This is a genomic window from Dokdonia donghaensis DSW-1, from assembly GCF_001653755.1.
GTDB classification, from domain to species: Bacteria; Bacteroidota; Bacteroidia; order Flavobacteriales; family Flavobacteriaceae; genus Dokdonia; species Dokdonia donghaensis.
On record NZ_CP015125.1, the window covers coordinates 2,740,945 to 2,762,189 of the forward strand.

Consider the following 21,245-nt stretch of genomic DNA (forward strand, 5'->3'; position numbering starts at 1 on the left):
TCTCAAATCATAACAAAAACTTTTAAACCACTTAACCCCTAATTAACCAACACAAAATGTTTTATAACAAACTTGCAATCAAAACGATACATTGAAGAGACCTGTAGAAATAGTTGTACTTTCAGACATACATTTAGGCACTTACGGCTGTCACGCTACAGAGGTTTTTCAATATCTAAACTCAATAAAACCAGAAATTCTTATCCTTAACGGTGATATTGTAGACATCTGGCAGTTTAGAAAACGGTTTTTCCCAAAAGAGCATCTTAAGGTTATTAAAAAAATCATCACACTCGCCTCAAAGGGTACACAGGTGTACTACATTACGGGTAATCACGATGAGATGCTTCGTAAATTTAGCGATGCTGTTATGGGTAATATCCATCTCATAGACAAGTTAGTACTTAACCTAGATGGTAAAAAAGCGTGGTTTTTTCACGGAGATGTTTTTGATGTCTCCATACAGCACACCAAGTGGATTGCAAAACTAGGCGGATGGGGTTACGACTTTTTAATACTCTTTAATAGACTACTTAATAAATGGCTTGTAAAAATGGGAAGAGAGAAATACTCGCTCTCTAAAAAAATAAAGAATAGTGTAAAAGGAGCTGTTAAGTTTATAAATGATTTTGAAAACACAGCTACAGATCTGGCTATAGAAAACAAGTTTGATTATGTAATATGTGGTCACATACACCAGCCTGCTATACGTAAGGTTAAAAATCATAAAGGAAGTACCTTATACCTTAATAGTGGAGACTGGATTGAAAATCTTACATACCTTGAATATCACGACAAAGAGTGGAGTCTCAAAAACTACAGAGCAGAGTTTGATAAAACCTATCACATTGAAGAAGCCTTAGACCCTATGTATGATCTTAGCAGCTTGTTAACTAATGTTCTAAAATAGCAGCAAGGCATTGTTTACTATATTTGTTTTAAAGCAAATAAGTACATTATGAAATTTTACACACTACTCGCCTTTTCCCTTTTTATAACCTTAGCAAGTTGCAGTGACTCAGATGAGGATACTCAGAGCACTACAGATATGAGTGAGAGTGAGGACCAGATGGAAGATGCTCCAGTATATAGCTACTACTCTTTAACCACTGGAGATAACTGGCAGTATGACGTTACCACAGATGATATGGACACTACACAAGACAATCTTGAGGTAATAGGACTCACCGAAATTAATGGAACAAGCTTTACAGACTTTGAGTCAAATGTAGATAGCGCAGGCTTTATTACAAATCTTATCGCTGCTGGTGGACTTGTAGAAAGTGAAGGTACCCTACGTTACTCTGGAGAAGTGACTATACCACTAGATGAGACTAATAATATCTCGCTGCTTATACCAGTAATAAAACTTTATGATCAATCCATTACGACAGCAGGCATACAAGTAGACCAGATTACACAAACTATTACTCAAGAAATAGAAGGAATCCCTGTTACTATAGATGCACTTGTTACATCTACTAGTGGTAATACAATAGAAAATAGTAGTATAAATGGAGAGACATTCCCGCGTGTTCTGACAGCAACACTTACTATTAATGCTACTATAAGCGCATCTATACTAGGTGTACAAGTAACGCTTCTTGAGTCACAAGATGTTATCGTAACTACAAACACCTATGCTCAAAATATTGGTCTTGTAAATTCTGATCTAGATTTTCAATATGAATTTGAGGACTTAAGCAGCTTTGGTGTAACACTCCCATTCCCTGAGAGCGCTTCTAGTTTTACTAATCAAGTGATTACTACTTATGATGTCGCTGGTGATGATTAAATAAGCGCTTGTCTTAAAACCGTAACAGGATGTAAAGCTACACGCTGTGTACCATCCTTTATTTGGTGCCTGCAGCTAGTCCCGTTTGCAACTATAACAGTGTCATTACCTGCCTTACGCACTGCAGGAAACAAGGTTTGCTCACCTACCTTCATACTCACTTCATAATGCTCCTTCTCATACCCAAAGCTGCCCGCCATACCGCAGCAGCCAGATGGTATAATGGTAGGCACATAGTTTACCGGCAAATTAAGTATTGCAAATGTGTGTGATACAGATGAGAGTGCCTTTTGATGGCAATGCCCGTGTATTTTGAGTTTTTTCGCTTGCGCAGAAAACTGCTCTGCGGTAATGACTCCTTTTTTAATTTCATTATGTAAAAACTCTTCTATAAGAGAAGCCTTTTCAGCTATTTGTTTTGCTATCTGAACGTCATCTGCCAGTCGAATATATTCATCTCTAAACGTAAGCAACGCCGAAGGTTCTATACCCACTATGACAGTTTCATCCCCAATATCTTTAAACGCCGCAATGTTCTTATTTGCCAAAACTTTTGCTTCATCTAAAAATCCTTTTGAGATGTAAGAACGACCACTATCGTGGTTTGTAATTACCTGCAAGTCGTATCCAAGCTTAGTTAAAAGTACAACAGCATCTTGCGCTATTGATCCATCTAGATATTGAGAAAATTCATCTACATAAAGAACAACTTTAGTTTTGGATATAGCTGGAGTACTTAAATTATTATAGCCAGCTACATTACTCTCTTGAGGATTTAAAAACACCTCAAGTTTAGGCAAACTACGCTTTTTTGCAATACCTAAGGTGGCTTTTGCAACACCACCAGTTACCGCTAGCATTGTATTATAAAACCTAGGAGCTGCAGCTCCTAACTTATTAATCTTTGTGTTATGCGCAAATAATTTGGTACGTAAACTACTCCCATTAGATTTTTGATATTGATACTCAAACTCTGCTTTGAGCGTAGCAACATCTACATTACTTGGACACTCACTTGCACACGCTTTACAACTAAGACATAAGTCAAAAACATCCTTAAGTTCCTTGTGGTTATACTTATTTGCCTTTTCTGAAGTTGTTAAAAACTCACGTAAGGTATTGGCTCTCGCTCTAGTTGTATCTTTCTCATCACGAGTTGCACGGTAACTAGGGCACATAGCACCTCCAGCGCTAGGCATCTTTCTACAATCACCACTACCATTACATTTTTCGGCTAGGCGTAGTATACCTTGATTGTCATTAAAATTTAATAGCGTCTCTACCGCTGGTTCTTGACGACCTACTTCATAGCGTAAATTTTGATCCATTGGGAAAGCATCTATGATCTTTCCGGCATTAAAAATATGATGAGGGTCAAAAGCGCTCTTAACTGCTTTCATCATCTCATAGTTTTTTTTACCCACCATAAGTGGTATAAACTCTGCACGTACAATACCATCACCGTGCTCACCACTCATTGAGCCATTATATTTTTTAACCAGATGCGCAACATCTGTAGTAATCTGCCTAAAGAGCGATACATCTTCCTTTTTCTTTAAATCAAGTATAGGTCGTAAATGCAACTCTCCAGCGCCCGCGTGTGCATAATACACTGCATCTTGCTCATAACGGTCCATAATAGCTGTAAACTCGTCTATATAAGCCGCTAGATCTTCTAGAGCCACTGCCGTGTCTTCTATACAAGCTACAGCCTTTTTATCTCCTATTATATTTCCTAAGAGACCCAGGCCTGCTTTACGCAACTCCATAGCTTGAGCTATTTCTGGTCCTTCTAGTATTGGGAAGGCATAACCTATTTGCTCCTTTTGTAAATCTGTAATAACAGCACTTGCTTGTGCTCTTGCTCCTTCTAGTGTATGGTCACAAACTTCTAGCATTAATATTGCTGCCGGATCACCATCTACAAAAAATCTATTTTTGAGCTGATCACGATTGTTTTTTGTGCAGTCTAAAATCACTTTATCCATCATCTCACAGGTAAAGAGATTATGACGCATCGCAGGTACAACAGCTTTAAGACAACTAGTTAAATCCTCAAAATGCGCGGCTACAAGTACATTATATGCTGGAGGTAACTCGTCAAGTTGTAAAGTGATTTCTGTAGTGAAAGCAAGCGTGCCCTCACTTCCTGCCAGTAAACTACACATATTAAAATCTTTTCCACTTACGTGAAAAGGGTTCATTTGTGCCAAGTAATCTAAGGCATAGCCCGTATTTCTTCTATGTATCTCTGGTTTTGGAAAATGTGCTGCAATTTCTGCTCTTGACTCCTCGTCTTTTAGTGATGTATAAATTGTATTGTATATACTCCCTTCAAGAGTGGTGTGTGTCAACTTTTCGCGAAAGCGTACTTCATCTAAATCTTCAAAAGTAGCCTCGCTACCATCAGATAAAATAGTTTTAAGTCTTACCGTCTTATCTCTGGTCACACCGTACTGAATACTAGTGGTTCCGGAAGAGTTATTACCTACCATACCCCCTATCATACAACGATTTGCAGTAGATGTATTAGGTCCAAAAAACAAGCCGTGAGGCTTTAAAAATAAATTAAGCTCATCGCGTATCACTCCGGGCTGTACAACAACCTGTTTCTTTTCTTTATCAAAAGAGATGATGTTTGTAAAGTGTTTTGACACATCTACTACAATCCCATCTCCTACGCACTGTCCCGCTAGGGATGTTCCTGCGGTGCGCGGTATGAGTGTGATGCTATTTTGTAAAGCAAACTCACATAAAACTTTAATATCCTGCGCTGTTTTAGGAAGAGCAACAGCTAGCGGAATTTTACGATATACAGATGCATCTGTCGCATAAATAGTTTTATGAAGGTTATCGTAGTGAAGGTCGCCTTCTACCTGCTGCTGTAATTTTTGTAATAGTAAGTTCACAAGGTTAAAAATAGATAAAATTTTATGCAGTCGTTAACGTTATAGAGATAGTGTTCTTAATAATTTTACACTTAAAATAAATAACTATGAAACATACAATATATACCCTACTTCTCTTTATAGGACTTAGCGCAACAGCCATAGGGCAAGAGATCTCTCCTAATGCTATAGGTTTAAGACTGGGCGATAATAACGGTTTTAGCACAGAAGTAAATTACCAGCGAGCACTAAGTGAGAATAATAGACTAGAGCTAGGCCTCTCGTGGAGAACGGGTAATAACTTTGATGCTATAAAAGGTACAGGTATTTACCAGTGGGTATGGAATATAGATGGTGGCTTAAACTGGTATGCCGGAGCAGGTGCATCTGTAGGGTCTTTTGATGTAGATGAAGATTTTCCTGGATTTGACAATAACGACAGTGAGTTTTTTCTCAACGCGGCTGGTGATATCGGGATTGAATATAGGTTTGACTTCCCACTACTACTCTCTCTAGATTTTAGACCAGAGATAGCAATACTTAATGACTTTGATGATAGTCTTGAGTTTGACGTAGCACTAGGTATTAGATACCTTTTTTAAGAGAAATCTAAGCTTTTACTAAAGCTCTTTCATATAACTCCTCATAAAGCGGTACAATGTTTTGAATATCAAACTTGGCCGCTTCTTTTTTGGCATTAGTTTTAAACTGTTCCAAGGTAGCATCATCCTCAAGTATGCGTATAGCATTTTGAGCCATATCTGCAATGTTACCTACGTTACTTAAATAACCTGTTACACCATCTACATTTACTTCTGGTATACCACCAGCGTTACTTGATATAACTGGTACACGGTTTACCATAGCCTCTAGCGCTGCAAGCCCAAAACTCTCTGCCTCAGATGGCAGTAAGAAGAGATCAGAAAAGCAAAGTATTTTATCTACCTCATTACTATTACCTAAAAATCGTACTTTCTCCTCTATACCTAGTTCTCTCACGCGCTGCTCTGCCGCTTCACGTTCTGGCCCCTCACCTACCATAAGAAGCTTAGAAGGAATCTCAAGTTGTAATCGATAAAACACTTCAATAACATCAGAGATACGTTTTACCTTCCTAAAGTTACTTATGTGAGTTACTATGCGCTCATCTTCATTTGCCATAAGGCTGCGCTGGCAGTCTGTAAAACTATCATCTACAGCCGTATAGTCTATAAAGTTAGGCACTACATCTATTTCTTTTGTGATATCAAATAAGCGTAGTGTATCCTGCTTTAAACTTTCTGAAACAGAGGTAACAACATCACTATTATTAATACTAAAACTTACTGCTGGTCTATAAAAAGGGTGACTCCCCACAAGAGTTATATCTGTACCGTGAAGTGTGGTTACCATAGGCACTTCTATTCCCTCTTGCTTGAGCATTTCTTTTGCCATATAACCTGCATATGCGTGCGGTATTGCATAGTGCACGTGTAAGATATCAATGCTCTCTTTTTTTATAATACGTACTAGCTTACTAGACAAAGCAAGCTCGTAAGGTTGATAATGAAACAGCGCATAGTCTGGTACATTTACCTCGTGAAAATGAATATTGTCATTAAGCAATGCAAGTCTCACTGGCTGCTTGTAAGTAACAAAGTGTACCTCGTGACCTCTTTTTGACAAAGCGATTCCAAGTTCGGTTGCTACTACACCACTTCCTCCAAAGGTTGGGTAACAGACAATTGCAATTTTCATAGTACGGTTTTTTTGGGTTGTTTTTTTACGCTTTCGCGAAAGCGGACTCATACACTTTATAAGTAGTACAAGTAGCTCATAGCCTTACAAATTTAATCAATTAAAGATTGATAAATCACCTCCTGAATAGTGGTTCTTAAACCAGATTTTATAAGAGCTCTATTCTCCATAGTAGGAAATGTTCTGTTAGATAAAAACACGTATACTAGTTCATTTTCTGGGTCTGCCCAGGTGTAAGTCCCTGTAAAACCACTATGCCCAAAACTGGTCATAGGGACACAACCGCAAGTAGGACCTCCACCACTAAGTTGTGGTTTATCAAATCCTACTCCTCTGCGCACTTCATTATCACAATAATTACAGGTGTTAAAACGCTCCATTGTTTCTTTTGAGAAGTAGCGTTTACCTCCATAATAACCGTCTTGAAGATACATTTGCATCAACTTGGCAACATCATTTGAGTTTGAAAATAAGCCTGCGTGACCACCCATATTGCTTTGCATTGCTGCACCCATATCGTGCACGTAGCCTTGTACTTTTTGGTTGCGCCAGTAGGTATCATTTTCTGAAGGTACAATCATTTCTTTCTCAAATTTTCTAAGGGGTCTATAACCAGTGTAGTTTGCACCTATTGAGTTATAAAAATGACTGCTTGTGAGCTCTTGAAGATTCTGACCATAATAATCCTCCAAGAATTTTTTCATCAAGTAATAAGGCAAGTCGCTGTACTTATAAGATAAGCGAGAGCGCAAGTCACTGTCTGCTATTTTCTTTATAATAGTATCTGTGTATCCAGTGCGTAGGTACATCTTCTCTGCCACTTTAATATTATAATTAGGCGAGTATGAAGTGCTGTAATAATCATCTAGTGGTTTTTTTGTAACCGAGTCTAGCGTGCTCACATAAAACGGAATCCACGCTTTGAATCTCCCGTAATGAGACAGTGCCTTTTTAAGAGTAATATTTGCTTTATTACTACCCTTTAGTTCTGGAATAAGCGTGCCTAACTTATCTTCTAGATCGATACTTCCCTCGCTCTCAAGCTCCATTAAGAGCGGTAATGAGGCAAGAATTTTTGTCATAGAGGCAATGTCATACATACTCTCTGGACGTACAGGTTGTTTTTTATTATAGGTGTGATATCCAAAACTTTTATCATATATCACTTTACCTCTACGCGCAACAAGCACCTGTGCTCCAGGCATCATCGCTCTTTTAATCCCTAGATTTACAAGAGAGTCTATCTTAATATTGAGGGTATCTGAGTCTACGCCTACCTCTTCTGGTATACCATAAGACATTCTTCTTAGGGTTCCAGATTGTAAACCTGTGCGTATGGGTGTATCACCTAGCGATACGGGTAATCTACCTTTGCTTGGAATTGCGCCAAAGATGAGCTGTGCGCTTTTTTCTTGCGCTAGTTTACTGTTTTGGTAACTATGTATTATCGCTTCTATATCTTGTGTGTCTTGCAGGTCTAGCATTGCATACGGACGCACAAAAAGATCTAGTACTACCGTTTTAGTTTTGGCTATCTCCTTAATCCAGCGTATGTTTTCTTTTGTAAACTTATAGGACTTCCAAGGGTTTGCATTAGATCTGTGGAAACCAATAATCACATAGTGAAAATCGGCTAGTTTTTCTTGGGTGGCCTCTAGAGTTTTTGTTGTGATATTTTCAATAGAAGCATACTTGCGTAGTTGCTGCTTAAAAGCTGAACCGTCATCATCACCAAGACCTACATAAGCTATTTTTTTCTGATCAATATTTGTAACTGGGATAACGTTATTGTTGTTTTTTGTAACAGTAATTGCATTTTCGATTGCCTCGCTATATACGATATCATCATATCTAGAATTCAGGTCGTTCACAAGATTTTTAGTTGTGACAGGTGTATAATTATGTAGTCCTACTTTGTATTTTGCATATAGTATTTTTTTAACAGAATGGGCTAACCGCTCTTCTGTAATCTCACCTTGTTGTAATGCATTTAAAATTTTGGCGGAAGCCGAAGGAACATTTTCACTTATAAGCAAGATATCATTACCTGCCTTAAAGGCTGCAAGATCAATATCTCCAGGTTCTTTAAAGTTTGCTGCGCCCTTCATATTAAGGGCATCTGTAAATATCAGGCCGTGAAAGAGGTACTCTTCTTTAAGCATTTTTGTAACCACCGTAGGTGATATACTTGTGGGTACACCTTCTTCTGGAACAAGTGCTGGTACATTAAGGTGGGCTACCATAATACTTGCAATACCATTTTCTATAATAGGTTTATAGGGATACATCTCTACACTCTGAAGTCGTTCTTTTGTAAAATTGAGAGTAGGGAGCGTTTTATGACTGTCTTTATCTGTATCTCCGTGACCAGGAAAATGCTTTGCACTGCCTAAGACACCGGCCTCTTGCATTCCTTCCATAAAGGCAATAGCCTTTTCTGTTACGTTTACTTTATCTTCTCCAAAAGAGCGGTTACCTATAATAGGATTTGCAGGGTTGATATTTATATCTACTACAGGAGCAAAGTTAATGTGTACACCAAGACGCTTTGAATGCTCACCTATGCGTTTTCCCACCTTCTTTACAATATTATTATCTTGTATGGCACCAAGTGTCATATTCCACGGAAAAGCATATGTGCTATCTAGTCTCATTGCAAGTCCCCACTCTGCATCCATACCCACGAGGAGTTTTGTTTTTGACATTGCTTGAAACTCATTATTGAGTTTTGCCTGTCGCATAGGGCCACCTTTAGAGAAGATAAGACCGCCTATGTGCTCTTCTTTAATGAGCTTTTTGATTTTATCTATCTTGACCTGAGGATCACTTGAGAATATGTCCACCATAAATAGTTGACCTATGCGCTCTTTTGGAGTCATTTGTTGATAGACAGAATCAACCCAAGCGCGTTGCGCCACAATATCATTTGCATATAAGGGGTATCGCTCTTGACCGAAAGCAAAGGTGGTAAATAAAAGAAATAATAGTATGGTGAGATTGCGTGTAAACGCCATATAGTCTAAGTTTTTAAGTTGTCTTGTAGAAATCAAAAATAACGCCAAGAAGCGCTTTCTAATTACTAATATAAAAATAGGGGGTTTATTGTAACCCTGTTCTTAAAAATTAGAAATCTTAACAACATCTTATGAACTAAGAGAGACTAGCTATTTTCCTTTTTTAAGAAAGCGAGAATGCCAGCTATCTTTTGCAGCAATCTCCCAGTTTACTTTATACTCACCTACAGTAGCTACAAGATTATTAAACACTATGGTGTTCTTACCTACGGCACCGTCTTTAATCATTTTTTTAAAATCAAGAAGTGTTTTATAGTGTATGCGATCATTTTGATAATAGGTCACATTCATTTTATCAAGAAGGTCTACCCCGAGCTCCTCTTGTAATGATATAATAAATCGCACCTGGCTATCTATAGAGCATCCACTAGCGGCAGCTTCTGTTTGATCAAGGCCTATGGCTATAAAACGATTATATTTTATTTCAAAACCTGCTTTAAGACTTGCTCCGTGCGCTGTCCAGCCAGTTAAAAATGTACTCAAATCTTTCTCTAGTTGAGCTACTTGCTCATCTGTAAATTTTTGATCAGACTGGTATAACCAGATTCTTGATGTGTCTGAAAGTGAATTAAAATCTACAAGCATACTATTCTATTTAAAAGTAAAAAAAGCGGATGTTACATCCGCTTTGAAAATAAATTGATATTAAAGTGCACGTTAAAACGATACCATAACCGCACTACTTATTTCTTGAAATGACAGGTGCTCTACAATTCTTCTGCAGAAGCAATCATCTCTGCAACATCCATTACCTCGATGCTACCTTCCTTTTCTTTATTCTTAACACCATCTGTCATCATTGTGTTACAAAAAGGACATCCTGCTGCTATCACGTCTGGCTTCACCTCTAGTGCTTGCTCTGTGCGCTCTATGTTTACATCTTTATTACCTGGCTCTGGCTCTTTGAACATTTGTGCTCCACCAGCTCCACAACATAAACCATTAGTTTTACACTTGCGCATTTCCACAAGCTCTACATCAAGTTTGCGTAGTAATTCTCTAGGTGCTTCATAGACTCCATTTGCACGTCCTAAATAGCAAGGATCGTGGAAGGTGATACGCTTTCCTTTAAACTTACCTCCCTCTACTGTAAGACGACCGTCATCAAGTAGTGATTTTAAGAACTGTGTATGGTGTACCACTTCATAGTTTCCACCTAGTGATGGATACTCGTTTTTAAGTGTATTAAAACAGTGCGGGCAAGCCGTTACTATTTTTTTTACTTCATAACCATTAAGCACTTCAATATTTGTAACTGCCTGCATCTGGAACAAGAATTCATTTCCTGCTCTTTTTGCTGGATCTCCAGTACAACTTTCTTCTGCGCCTAAAACTGCAAAATCTACGTTTGCTTTATTTAATATACGAGCAAATGCTTTTGTAATTTTCTTTGCTCTGTCATCAAAACTCCCTGCACAACCTACCCAAAAGAGTACTTCTGGCTGCTTTCCTTGCGCCAGATATTCGGCCATTGTGGGTACTTTAAGTGTCTCACTCATATGCGTATATTACTATGTAATCTAATTATAATTTAATCTTCAAAGACCTCTATGGTCACTTTCTTCTCTACTAGGTCCGTAAATTTACCTTTGTAGCGTGTGGCTTTTACTAGGTGATTATCTACCCAGTGATAATTTCCTCCTCTAGGTTTCCCCATCAAAAGGCTATGAAATTTAAACCCGTGACGGTTTAACCATTCTGTTGTTACATCTCTGTGCTCTTCTGTTCTTGAAGTAAAGAAACAGATAATGTGACCCTCATCATACCACTTGTTAAGCGTTTTTAATGCATCTGGAAAAGGCTCACAAGTACCCATACGCTCTGGCTCCTCATTAGGAACATCTTCTGTAATGGTGCCATCTATATCAATAAGATAATTTTTAACCCCTTCTGGAAGTACTGGACTTACGTGTTCTCCGTCTTCTAGCTTTTCGCTTAATAGCTTGTCTACGTCTTCTTTATTCATTGGTATCGTTTAGGTTTTTAAAATCTTCTTTACTAAATCTTACGTAGAGGGCCAGTCTATGCTCTCCAGGTTTTTTATATCTAGGGTTGTGACGCTCTATCATAGATTGTCGCATTGCCTCATCTCTTAAGACTTGCATCTGGGTCTCTGTACACCAATCACAAAATATCTTTTTGACGGTAATACTATCTACTTGTAACTGCGGCCCTACGAAGAGACGTGTGTACATTTTAAACTGTAAACTATCGATTTTATAATTTTTTGTAGGGGTTTGCGCTTTCGCGAAAGCGAAAAAAAACACTCCTACTATTATAAAAAGTTTATACCTCATTGATCCAGTTACCTCTGTCTAACTGATTAAACGGCCACGGTGCACCATTATTCTCTATGTTAGTCATTGCATTATTTAAATCTGTAGGTGCTGCACTTTCTTCCATCACCATATAACGTCTCATATCTACAATGATACTCAATGGATCAATACCTATAGGACAAGCCTCAACACAAGCATTACACGTAGTACAAGCCCAAAGCTCCTCTTTTGTGATATAATCATCTAGCAACTGCTTGTTATCTGGTATAAACACGCCATTATTGCTATCTATATTTTTACCAACTTCCTCAAGACGATCACGGGTATCCATCATAATCTTACGAGGGCTCAATTTCTTACCTGTCTGGTTTGCAGGGCACTCACTCGTACAACGCCCACACTCTGTACAACTGTAAGAGTTCATAAGTTGTACCCAGTTAAGATCTGTTACATCACTAGCTCCAAATTTACCTACCTCTGCCTCTTCTGCTCCTTCTGGTGGTGCGGCAAATGGGTCTGCATTAGGATCCATCATAAGCATTACCTCATCTGTAACAGCTTGTAGGTTATTAAACTCACCTTGTGGTTTAAGCTTTGCATACCAAGTGTTTGGAAATGCAAGTAAGATGTGTAAGTGTTTTGAGTAGTATAGGTAATTTAAGAAAACTAATATTCCTAAGATGTGTATCCACCACGCGGCACGCTCTACGATAATAAGAGCACTCTCAGACATTCCTTCAAAAAGGGGTGCTATAAAACTACTTATAGGGAAAGAACCCATTATACTACCATCTAAAGATGCATAGTGAGCAGCTCCCATAGTTTGTAATTGTAAGTCGGCAGCATTCATAGTGAGGAAAAGCCCCATTAATACTACTTCAAAATATAGTATGATATTACCATCAGCCTTAGGCCATCCCTTCATCTCTGGTTTTAAGAATCGCTGTATTTTAATCACATTACGGCGTAACCAGAAAATGATAACAGCTACAAGTACTAAAAATGCAAGAATCTCAAAACTACCTATAAGAAAATCATACAACCCTCCTAAGAAACTAAATACTCTGTGTGTACCAAAAAGACCATCTATTATGATCTCAAGCACTTCTATGTTTATGATGATAAAACCTACGTAAACAACAACGTGTAGAATACCAGATACTGGTCTTTTTACCATCTTGTACTGGCCTAAGGCAATCTTTGCCATATTCTTCCAGCGCTGTGGCTTGTTATCAGAACGATCTACATCTTTTCCCAGATTTATATTACGGGAAAGCTTTTTAATGTTTTTTACAAAGAAACCAACCCCAAGAACTAGGGCTACAAGGAAAATAAAATTTTGAATGTATTGCATAAAATTCGTTAGTTAAGCTCGCGCCTACTGTAACGAATCTTTAGGCGGAGTATACGCTCCCGGTTTTTTACCAAAAAGCGAAAAATGAACATATCTCTTAGGGTTGAGCTTCATATCCTGAAGTAAGTCCCCCATCTGATTTGCTGTACGATCCAAATTTAAGTAAAGTTGCTCATCATTCAAAAGTTTACCTACGGTTCCTTCTGGAGAATTTAACTTATTAGAGATTTCTTGAAAATCTGCTATAGTCTTTTCTAAATCTGCAACCATTGTCCCCATTTGTATCTGTGACAACGAATCTGATAATGTTGCAAAATTACCACTCATTTTGTCAAGATTTGCTATGGTACGGTCTAATTTTACTTGGTTTTCTGATAATAAGGCATTTACAGAGCCAGATATTCCTTTAAGCTCTTTAGAAGCTGTTGTAAAGTTTGCAATCGCGTCTCTTAAGTTTGCTCTTGTATCTCTATCTAGTACAGAATTTACGTTTACTAGAAGAGAATCTGTGTCACCTATTACCTTCTCAACTTGATTTTGTAATGGCGTAAGGCGCTCGTTCACCAGCTCCATAATACCCTCACCCATCTCACCTGGCAATGTATCTCCAGTTTTTGCATTTTGTCCCTTCTCATAGGTAGGAACTATCGCTAGTGACTTACCTCCTATTAATCCTCCACCGTAGACTCTAGCAAGACTCTGGTTTGAAAATTCAAAATCTTTCTCAACCACAAACTTTACCACAAGCTTACCAGAACTATCTGCAAAGTCTATAGATAGTACTCTACCCACTGGCAATCCATTAATAGTCACTTGTGATGAAGGTGCAAGACCTTCTACATTATCATATTTTGCGTAGAGAATTTTACTCTTATCTAGTAGATTATTTCCTTTAAGATAATTGTAGCCAAAAATAAGTAACAGCAATGCTGCAATTACTAGTATGGCGGTTTTGATTTCTTTAGACATTAATTGAGATGATGGTTATAAAAACAAATGTAGGTGAATTGTTAAAGGTCTACCTTACAGATAAGACTATTTTAACACTTGCTTAAGCTGTAACTTATTGTTACTTTTATCAAAAGGTACAATAAAAGCTTCCTTATACCCCTTTACTTTTGCATCTTGTAAAAATCTTCTGGCCAGCGTATAGTCTGAGGTTGCTTCATAATAATATTTATAAAGTCTCCCATCTTTAATACGGCTCACATTCTTAAGTCCCTTAAAATTGTAAGATTTAGTCTCAAGTTTACGTTTACTTGCCGCTAGCTGTACTTTAAAAGTAACATCTTTATAAATCTTAGATTTTTCAACACGCACAGGTTCATTAACCACAGGTGCATCTGCCGCTACGGTAATACTTTCTGTCGCTTGTATAGCCTTCTTATAATTAGTCACCGCGGTACTTATAGCCTTTGCCATCTTAACTCTACCAGCATTTGAATTTAAAAATCTTCCCTCTTCATTGTTAGTAAGAAAGCCAGTCTCTACAAGCACACTAGGCATTACAGACCTGTGCAGTACCCAGAAAGGTCCTTGCTTTACACCTCTACTACTTCTTCTCACGGCACTCGTAAATTCTTTTTCTATAAAACTCGCTAGGTTTAAACTCTGGTCAAGATACTCCTCTTGCATAAGCTCAAGGCCTATCATTGTTTCTGGTTTATTAGGGTCAAAACCAGCATAGCGCTCTTCGTAATTATCTTCAAGAAGGATTACCGCATTTTCCTTTTTGGCGATGCGCATATTTTTTTCATTCTTATCAATACCCATAACAAACGTCTCTGTACCCTTTGCCTGGCTAGAGTGCGAGTTACAATGTACACTAATAAAGAGATCTGCATTTGCCTCGTTTGCAATATCTGCTCTGGTTGCTAGTGGTATAAAGACATCCTTCTTTCTAGTATAGATAACTTCTACGTCTTTTTGCTTTTCAAGTTCGGCACCTACGGCGAGTACAATGTCTAGGGCTATATTTTTTTCATAATACCCATTTCCACGGTTTCCGCTATCGTCACCACCGTGACCGGCATCAAGTACTACCTTAAATTTCTTACTGGTTGAGGGTGATTGCGCTTTCGCGAAAGCGCCATTAAGACAACTCCACACAAGTAGCCCAATGGTTAAATAAATCTTAAATATGTCTTTTTTACGCATCCTTTGTATCAAATCTTACTCTTTTAAGCGTTAGGTATAAAATTAAACTCGTTTACTGATGTAACGTGCTGAATACGGGTGTTATTTTCAAAAAATATTTTCTAAGGCAAAAGCCGAAAAAAATATACGTAATTTTGGCACTTTAATTGATTGATATTCGCACAAAAATAGGCTAATCCCATTGCAAACAAAAACTGGACTCCTTCTTATTATCTGCTCACTTTGCTTGCTGCCACTACTTACAGTAAATGCTCAGGACGTTCCATCCAAGAATGATGCCAGACGTGTACCGCCTCAAGACACCACCCTTATGCAGAGTGCTACAGAGGGTTTTCAAACTCTTGCTAAACCAGTAGACACTCTAACTACAAAAGACATCACCGTAGAGGAACTACTCTCAACACCTCAAGACTCTATAAAGAAAAAACCAGAAACACTTACAGACAAAGTAACCTATAAGGCTACAGACTACCAGCGTATCTCACAGCGCAAAAAGAAAATATACCTATATAACGAGGCAGAGATTCTTTATGAGGATATGAAAATTAATGCCGGAGAGATCATACTTGACTATGAGTCTAACACGGTGTTTGCAAAAGGTATAAAAGACTCTGCTGGTAATTATTCTCAAATACCCGTTTTTGTACAAGGAGTAAATGAGGTACAACCAGACTCTATAAAATTTAATTTTGACACGCAGCGCGCCCTCATCTATGGCTCCCGTGTAGAAGGTGCTGGAGGCCAACAAATAAACCTCAAAGCCGAACGTAGTAAACGTGTAAACGACTCTGTGGTGTTTATGAGTAATGTAAAGATCACCACCTCAGAAGATCTAGACAATCCAGAATATTACTTTTATGCTAGGCGTGTTAAGTTTGTACCTGGTAAAAAGCTAGTTGCGGGTCTTACTAATATGTACATCGCAGATGTGCCTACACCCATCGGGATTCCTTTTGCTTTTTTCCCTATGGAAAAAGAGCGTAGTGTGTCTGGCTTTATTGTACCTGGTGTGGGTGAGAGTAATGAGCGTGGCTACTCTGTAACAGATGGTGGTTACTACTTCTCACTGAGCGATTATTTTAATCTTGCGCTTACAGGAGATTACTATACTAATGGTAGTTATGCCATACGAGCAGATACAGAATATAAACTACGTTATAAATTTAACGGTCGTTTTAGTTTTAGCTCTGAGCGCATCCTTTTTAGTGAGCGAGGCTTACCAGACTTTTCTGAAACAAACACCTATAACATACGCTGGAACCACTCTCAAGACACAAAGTCTAGTCCCAACAGTAGGTTTTCTGCCTCTGTAAACCTAGGTAGTAGTAACTTTTATAGACAATCGTTAAGCCAGGCAAACACGGGTAACTTTTTAAATAACAACTTTAGTTCTTCTGTGTCATACTCACGTACCTTCCCAGGTACGGTACCTGTAAACCTTACGGTAGCAGCAACACACTCTCAAAACTCACAGACAGAGCAAATTACAATGTCGCTCCCTACCACACAGCTTAACGTAGATAGAATCTACCCCTTTGCAGGTAAGTCTGGGTCCAAAAAAGGGCTTATTAAAAATGTAAATCTGAGCTATGCCCTACGAGCAGATAACCGTTTTAATACCACAGATGATGAATTTTTTACCTCAGAGATGTTTGAGAGCGCTCAGACAGGTATAAGACACAGCATCCCGATCTCTACTAACTTTAAACTCTTTAACTACATAAGTGCCTCAGTAAATGGTAACTTTGAAGAGAGCTGGGTTTTTAAAACTATAGATCAGAGTTTTGATCAAGACACAAAAACAGTGGTACGAGATACCGTAAATGGCTTTGATGCCTACCGTACTTATAGAGGAGGTGTAAGCCTAGGGACAACTGTATATGGTACTTTTAACTTTAAAGAAGGTAGTAAAATACAAACCATACGCCACGTGGTACGTCCTTCTATAGGGTGGTCATACACTCCTGCCTTTAGCCAGTTTTATGACACCTATGAGCGCAACGACCCTAACGATCCATTGAGTGACGTTTTTGATGAGACTGTTGAGTACTCACGTTTTGATGGAGGTTTTTTTGGAGCACCTAGTAACCAGGTGTCTAACTCAATTTCTTTTAGTCTAGCAAATACACTTGAGGCTAAGGTGAGGAGCAAAGACAGCACAGCTACAGAACCGCGGAAAATAAATCTTATAAACAATCTCAACATAAGGACCTCTTATAATATTGCGGCAGATAGTCTCAGGCTTTCTCCTATAAATATTAATGGCTCTATACCTATAATACAAGACAAGCTCGACATCAACTTTGGTGGAAATCTAGATATCTATGCGCTTAATAGTTCTAACAGAAGAATAGACAGGCTCAATATAAATAATGGTGGTAGCCTTTTTAGACTTACTTCTGGGCAAGCGAGTTTTGGTTACAGTTTTTCAAGTAGAGACTTTGAGAAAGGCGGTAAAAAAGATCCCGGTCGTAATACAGATCGTACAGAAAACTCAACCTTTGCTGGTGGGGGGCGCCCAGATGACTTACTGGGTCAAGGAGTAGATATTACCGGAAATAGAAATGCCGGAAGAGATGAACCAGATGAGGATGAGGAAGAAAAAGAAGTAGAATTCTACACCTTTAAAGTGCCGTGGAATTTACGTTTTGGCTATCAAGTAGGTTATGCAAACAGTGCCAGACAAGACCAGATAAGCACCCACTCTATTGTAATAAGTGGTGATATAAAGCTAGGTAACCGCTGGACCGTAGGAGGATCTACTGGGTATGACCTTGCAAACCCTGGTATTACTTACACCTCACTTAACTTTGCGAGAGATCTTGAGAGTTGGAATATGCGTTTTAGCTGGGTACCACCCGTAAATAATGACTTGAGTAGAACTTCGTGGAATTTCTTTATAGGGATTACCGGTAACCTGCTGAGTGATATAAAATATGACAAACGCCGTACCCCAGACCAGCAATTATAAATAGAGATAGCAGTAATTACGCTTTCGCGAAAGCGTACTAAAAACCATACTAATGAAAAAAATAATCACAACTTCAAACGCCCCAGCACCTATAGGACCGTACAATCAAGCAACCCTTGTAAACGGAATGTTATATACTAGCGGGCAGATTGCTATTATACCAGCAACTGGCGAGCTTTTTAAAGGAAGTATAGAAGAGGAAACTGAGCTTGTAATGCAAAGTGTAAAAGCGATTCTTACCGAAGCAGGAATGACTTTTGAAAATGTGGTAAAGACTTCCATCTTTATAAGTGATATGGAAAACTTTGGGAAGATAAACAGTGTGTATGGTAAGTACTTTAACGAGGCAACAGCTCCTGCTAGAGAAACCGTAGAAGTGGCAAACCTACCTAAATACGTAAATGTAGAAATAAGCGTAATCGCCGCCGAATAATTGGTAGCTAGCCCTTAGTTCATAATCTTTACGAGCAACTCTTTGAGTAAATCATTACTTGCAAAGGCACTTGCTCCTACTCCTTTACTTTTTACATCTACCTCTCTTATGAGGGCGATACAGGCGCTCACCTTTTTCATAGGGTAATTGCGAGCGGCAGTGATGTACTCACCTACAAAAAAAGGAGAGACTCCTAGCGTTTTTGCCACAGTAGCTTTATCCTTTTGCGGTAAGCCGTGATATTTTAATATACTTGAGAAAAGGCTAAAAAGTTGCCCCACGGTAAGTACTAGCGGGTTATCTTTTGGGTTTTGTGTAAAGTACTGTGCGATGCGCTGTGCTTTTACAACGTCTTTTTCTGAGATGGCTTTACGAAGCTCAAAAATATTAAAGTCCTTACTTATCCCTATGTTCTCCTCTATGGCTTGTGGGGTAATCTCACTCCCTTTAGGTAAAATAAGCATCAGTTTATTGAGCTCATTTACCACCTTACTTAAATCATTACCTAGGTAATCTACTAGCATTTGTGCTGCCTTAGGCTGTATATGGTAGCCTTCATCTATAAGTACACGGCGCAGCCAGTCTCCTACTTGGTTTTCATAGAGCTTCTTGCTTTCATAATGCACTCCGTGAGTTTTAAGTGCTTTTGAGAGTCCTTTGCGCTTGTCTAGTTTCTTATACTTATAAGCCACAACAAGCACTGTAGTAGGCTGTGGGTTTTTTACATAATCTACAAGCTTTTCTATTGTACGAGAGAGGTCTTGTGCTTCTTTTACAATCACCACCTGCCGCTCTGCCATCATAGGGTATCGCTTTGCATTGCTCACAATATCTTCTATAGAGACATCACGACCATAAAGTACTACTTGATTAAATCCTTTTTCGGCTTCATCAAGGAGGTTATGCTCTATGTAATCTGTGATTTGATCTATAAAATAGGGTTCCTCTCCACTTAAAAAATAGATAGGTTTTATAATCCCATTTTTAATATCGTCTACTATGTTTTTTGCGTGCTTCACCTTTGGCTTTTCCCGTAGAACTCGTACTATTGTGGTATGCAACAGCTCTCTTTTCCTGCATACTCATTTAGGCTCAAAAATAGCGAAAACAAAACGTTTATATTTGACATCATACGCAAAAAATTCTTGGTACTAACCCCTGAAGAATGGGTGCGACAACACGTACTTAAATGGTTGCTAGAAGATAAAGGCTATCCAGAGAGTCTTATAAATGTAGAAAAAGAAATACGCGTAGGAAATACGCGTAAACGTTATGATATTGTCGTTTTTAAACCCGATGGATCTCTGTATATCATAGTAGAGTGCAAGGCGCCAAAGGTCCAAATCACACAAGCTACCTTTGACCAGATAGCCAGGTATAATCTAGAGTTGCAAGCAGACCTGCTTATGGTCACAAATGGGCTCTCTCATTACTATTGTAAAGTAGACAGCGTTGCAGAGCGTTATGACTTTTTAAGAGAACTACCAGATTATAAATAACTTAATGGGTTTTATTATGCTTTCGCGAAAGCTTATTAACATAAAAAAGCTTTTATTTGCACCGTGAAAATTGCAATCGTCATCCTCAACTGGAATGGTAAATCGCTACTAGAACGATTTTTACCTTCTGTAGTATCCCATAGTCCAAACGCTGAAATATATGTCGCAGATAATGCGAGTACAGATACTTCTGTTGCCTATGTTCAAGAGCAATTTAAGGAGGTCAAAATCATACAAAACTCAGAAAACGGTGGCTATCCAAAAGGTTATAATGATGCATTAAAGCATATTATGGCAGACATCTATGTACTACTTAATAGTGACGTACAAGTTACCGAAGGCTGGCTAGAACCTATGATTGCATTGTTTGACAATCCGCTAGTAGGTGCTGCACAACCAAAAATAAAAGATCTTAAGAAGCCTACACACTTTGAGTATGCTGGAGCGGCCGGCGGCTATCTAGATGCATTTGGTTATCCATTTTGTCGCGGGCGAATTTTTGATACCTGTGAAGAAGATACAGGTCAATATAATGACACAAGGGAAGTACAGTGGGCAAGCGGAGCTTGTCTTTTTGTAAGAGCACCTTACTTCTGGCAAGTAGGAGCGCTAGACGAAACTTTTTTTGCACATCAAGAAGAGATAGATCTTTGCTGGCGTTTACGTAATATGGGGTATCAAGTGCTCGCAAGTGGTGCTAGTGAAGTATTGCATCTAGGTGGTGCTACACTACCTTCAGAAAATCCTAAGAAGACATTTTATAATTTTAGGAATACCTTGTTTAATGTGATGAAGAACGTAAAGGGAATAAGAGCTTTCTTTATCGTCTTTGCACGACTTATACTTGACGGTATTGCTGGTCTTAAATACCTTTTTGAAGGAAAGCCCAAGCATTTACTTGCCATTGTAAAAGCGCACTTTAGTTTTTATTACCACTTACCATCATTACTAGTTAACCGTATGACACTCAAGCATCCTACTCCCTACGCACAGACCTTCTCCATAGTCTGGAAGTACTTTGTTCAAAAAAAGCAGTACTTTAAGGACCTGTAAGAAAT

18 protein-coding genes are annotated in these 21,245 nt (G+C 38.5%); 7 read left to right on the top strand and 11 right to left on the bottom strand.

What is annotated here, in order from left to right:
* Positions 1-91: 91 nt before the first annotated feature.
* Together I597_RS12050 and I597_RS12055 are read left to right on the top strand one after the other, a co-directional pair.
* Positions 92-910 (top strand): UDP-2,3-diacylglucosamine diphosphatase, encoded by an 819-nt coding sequence (locus tag I597_RS12050; protein WP_035324545.1) that lies wholly within the window; start codon positions 92-94, stop codon positions 908-910.
* Positions 911-958: 48 nt separating this feature from the next.
* A complete protein-coding gene (locus I597_RS12055) occupies positions 959-1,795 on the top strand; it encodes a hypothetical protein (protein WP_035324544.1) in 837 nt (278 codons plus the stop codon).
* On the opposite strand, the gene I597_RS12060 is transcribed toward I597_RS12055, so the two are convergent.
* Complete coding sequence (locus I597_RS12060) at positions 1,792-4,704, bottom strand: FAD-binding and (Fe-S)-binding domain-containing protein (RefSeq protein WP_035324543.1); 2,913 nt, start codon at positions 4,702-4,704, stop codon at positions 1,792-1,794. The genes I597_RS12055 and I597_RS12060 overlap by 4 nt on opposite strands.
* An 86-nt stretch (positions 4,705-4,790) precedes the next feature.
* Between I597_RS12060 and I597_RS12065 the strand changes: the two genes are divergently transcribed.
* Entirely contained in the window at positions 4,791-5,285 is a 495-nt protein-coding gene (locus I597_RS12065) for a hypothetical protein (RefSeq protein ID WP_035324542.1), read from the top strand.
* A 7-nt stretch (positions 5,286-5,292) separates the two neighbouring features.
* Here the strand turns inward: I597_RS12065 and bshA are convergent, their stop codons facing one another.
* From bshA to I597_RS12110, 9 genes are all read right to left on the bottom strand, one after another.
* Positions 5,293-6,420 carry an N-acetyl-alpha-D-glucosaminyl L-malate synthase BshA gene (gene bshA, locus I597_RS12070; RefSeq protein ID WP_035324541.1) on the bottom strand — a complete coding sequence of 376 codons (1,128 nt, stop codon included), beginning with the start codon at positions 6,418-6,420 and terminating at the stop codon, positions 5,293-5,295.
* A gap of 92 nt (positions 6,421-6,512) precedes the next feature.
* Positions 6,513-9,434: a glycoside hydrolase family 3 N-terminal domain-containing protein gene (locus I597_RS12075; RefSeq protein WP_035328505.1), complete on the bottom strand. Its 2,922-nt coding sequence runs from the start codon at positions 9,432-9,434 to the stop codon at positions 6,513-6,515.
* 150 nt (positions 9,435-9,584) lie between these two features.
* Positions 9,585-10,079: a hypothetical protein gene (locus tag I597_RS12080; protein ID WP_035324540.1), complete on the bottom strand. Its 495-nt coding sequence runs from the start codon at positions 10,077-10,079 to the stop codon at positions 9,585-9,587.
* A gap of 122 nt (positions 10,080-10,201) precedes the next feature.
* On the bottom strand, positions 10,202-10,993 hold the full coding sequence (locus tag I597_RS12085) for a (Fe-S)-binding protein (protein ID WP_021778728.1): 792 nt from the start codon (positions 10,991-10,993) through the stop codon (positions 10,202-10,204).
* A gap of 32 nt (positions 10,994-11,025) precedes the next feature.
* Entirely contained in the window at positions 11,026-11,460 is a 435-nt protein-coding gene (locus I597_RS12090) for an LNS2 domain-containing protein (protein WP_021778727.1), read from the bottom strand.
* Positions 11,453-11,791 (bottom strand): hypothetical protein, encoded by a 339-nt coding sequence (locus tag I597_RS12095; protein WP_035324539.1) that lies wholly within the window; start codon positions 11,789-11,791, stop codon positions 11,453-11,455. The genes I597_RS12090 and I597_RS12095 overlap by 8 nt, the downstream gene beginning before the upstream one ends.
* Positions 11,781-13,127: a 4Fe-4S dicluster domain-containing protein gene (locus I597_RS12100; RefSeq protein ID WP_035324538.1), complete on the bottom strand. Its 1,347-nt coding sequence runs from the start codon at positions 13,125-13,127 to the stop codon at positions 11,781-11,783. The genes I597_RS12095 and I597_RS12100 overlap by 11 nt, the downstream gene beginning before the upstream one ends.
* A 24-nt stretch (positions 13,128-13,151) precedes the next feature.
* Positions 13,152-14,096 carry an MlaD family protein gene (locus I597_RS12105; RefSeq protein ID WP_035324537.1) on the bottom strand — a complete coding sequence of 315 codons (945 nt, stop codon included), beginning with the start codon at positions 14,094-14,096 and terminating at the stop codon, positions 13,152-13,154.
* 66 nt (positions 14,097-14,162) lie between these two features.
* Positions 14,163-15,284 (bottom strand): N-acetylmuramoyl-L-alanine amidase family protein, encoded by a 1,122-nt coding sequence (locus I597_RS12110; RefSeq protein WP_035324536.1) that lies wholly within the window; start codon positions 15,282-15,284, stop codon positions 14,163-14,165.
* A gap of 181 nt (positions 15,285-15,465) precedes the next feature.
* Between I597_RS12110 and I597_RS12115 the strand changes: the two genes are divergently transcribed.
* Positions 15,466-18,255: a putative LPS assembly protein LptD gene (locus I597_RS12115; RefSeq protein WP_035324535.1), complete on the top strand. Its 2,790-nt coding sequence runs from the start codon at positions 15,466-15,468 to the stop codon at positions 18,253-18,255.
* A gap of 52 nt (positions 18,256-18,307) precedes the next feature.
* Positions 18,308-18,688: a Rid family detoxifying hydrolase gene (locus I597_RS12120; RefSeq protein ID WP_021778721.1), complete on the top strand. Its 381-nt coding sequence runs from the start codon at positions 18,308-18,310 to the stop codon at positions 18,686-18,688.
* Positions 18,689-18,702: 14 nt separating this feature from the next.
* On the opposite strand, the gene holA is transcribed toward I597_RS12120, so the two are convergent.
* Positions 18,703-19,707, bottom strand: a complete 1,005-nt coding sequence (holA, locus tag I597_RS12125) for a DNA polymerase III subunit delta (RefSeq protein WP_035324534.1) — start codon at positions 19,705-19,707, stop codon at positions 18,703-18,705.
* 36 nt (positions 19,708-19,743) lie between these two features.
* On the opposite strand from holA, the gene I597_RS12130 reads away from it, so the two are divergent.
* Together I597_RS12130 and I597_RS12135 are read left to right on the top strand one after the other, a co-directional pair.
* The gene (locus I597_RS12130) at positions 19,744-20,187 is read left to right on the top strand and encodes a type I restriction enzyme HsdR N-terminal domain-containing protein (RefSeq protein WP_035324533.1); all 444 of its coding nucleotides are present in this window, start codon (positions 19,744-19,746) and stop codon (positions 20,185-20,187) included.
* A gap of 63 nt (positions 20,188-20,250) precedes the next feature.
* Positions 20,251-21,240: a glycosyltransferase family 2 protein gene (locus I597_RS12135; RefSeq protein ID WP_035324532.1), complete on the top strand. Its 990-nt coding sequence runs from the start codon at positions 20,251-20,253 to the stop codon at positions 21,238-21,240.
* The last annotated feature ends 5 nt before the right edge of the window (positions 21,241-21,245 follow it).

What these genes read in the sequence shown, in the direction of transcription:
- I597_RS12055 (WP_035324544.1), top strand. Translation starts at nt 959, where the DNA reads ATGAAATTTTACACACTACTCGCCTTTTCCCTTTTTATAACCTTAGCA.
- I597_RS12065 (WP_035324542.1), top strand. Translation starts at nt 4,791, where the DNA reads ATGAAACATACAATATATACCCTACTTCTCTTTATAGGACTTAGCGCA.
- bshA (WP_035324541.1), bottom strand. Translation starts at nt 6,420, where the DNA reads ATGAAAATTGCAATTGTCTGTTACCCAACCTTTGGAGGAAGTGGTGTA.
- I597_RS12075 (WP_035328505.1), bottom strand. Translation starts at nt 9,434, where the DNA reads ATGGCGTTTACACGCAATCTCACCATACTATTATTTCTTTTATTTACC.
- I597_RS12080 (WP_035324540.1), bottom strand. Translation starts at nt 10,079, where the DNA reads ATGCTTGTAGATTTTAATTCACTTTCAGACACATCAAGAATCTGGTTA.
- I597_RS12085 (WP_021778728.1), bottom strand. Translation starts at nt 10,993, where the DNA reads ATGAGTGAGACACTTAAAGTACCCACAATGGCCGAATATCTGGCGCAA.
- I597_RS12090 (WP_021778727.1), bottom strand. Translation starts at nt 11,460, where the DNA reads ATGAATAAAGAAGACGTAGACAAGCTATTAAGCGAAAAGCTAGAAGAC.
- I597_RS12095 (WP_035324539.1), bottom strand. Translation starts at nt 11,791, where the DNA reads ATGAGGTATAAACTTTTTATAATAGTAGGAGTGTTTTTTTTCGCTTTC.
- I597_RS12100 (WP_035324538.1), bottom strand. Translation starts at nt 13,127, where the DNA reads ATGCAATACATTCAAAATTTTATTTTCCTTGTAGCCCTAGTTCTTGGG.
- I597_RS12105 (WP_035324537.1), bottom strand. Translation starts at nt 14,096, where the DNA reads ATGTCTAAAGAAATCAAAACCGCCATACTAGTAATTGCAGCATTGCTG.
- I597_RS12110 (WP_035324536.1), bottom strand. Translation starts at nt 15,284, where the DNA reads ATGCGTAAAAAAGACATATTTAAGATTTATTTAACCATTGGGCTACTT.
- I597_RS12120 (WP_021778721.1), top strand. Translation starts at nt 18,308, where the DNA reads ATGAAAAAAATAATCACAACTTCAAACGCCCCAGCACCTATAGGACCG.
- I597_RS12130 (WP_035324533.1), top strand. Translation starts at nt 19,744, where the DNA reads ATGCAACAGCTCTCTTTTCCTGCATACTCATTTAGGCTCAAAAATAGC.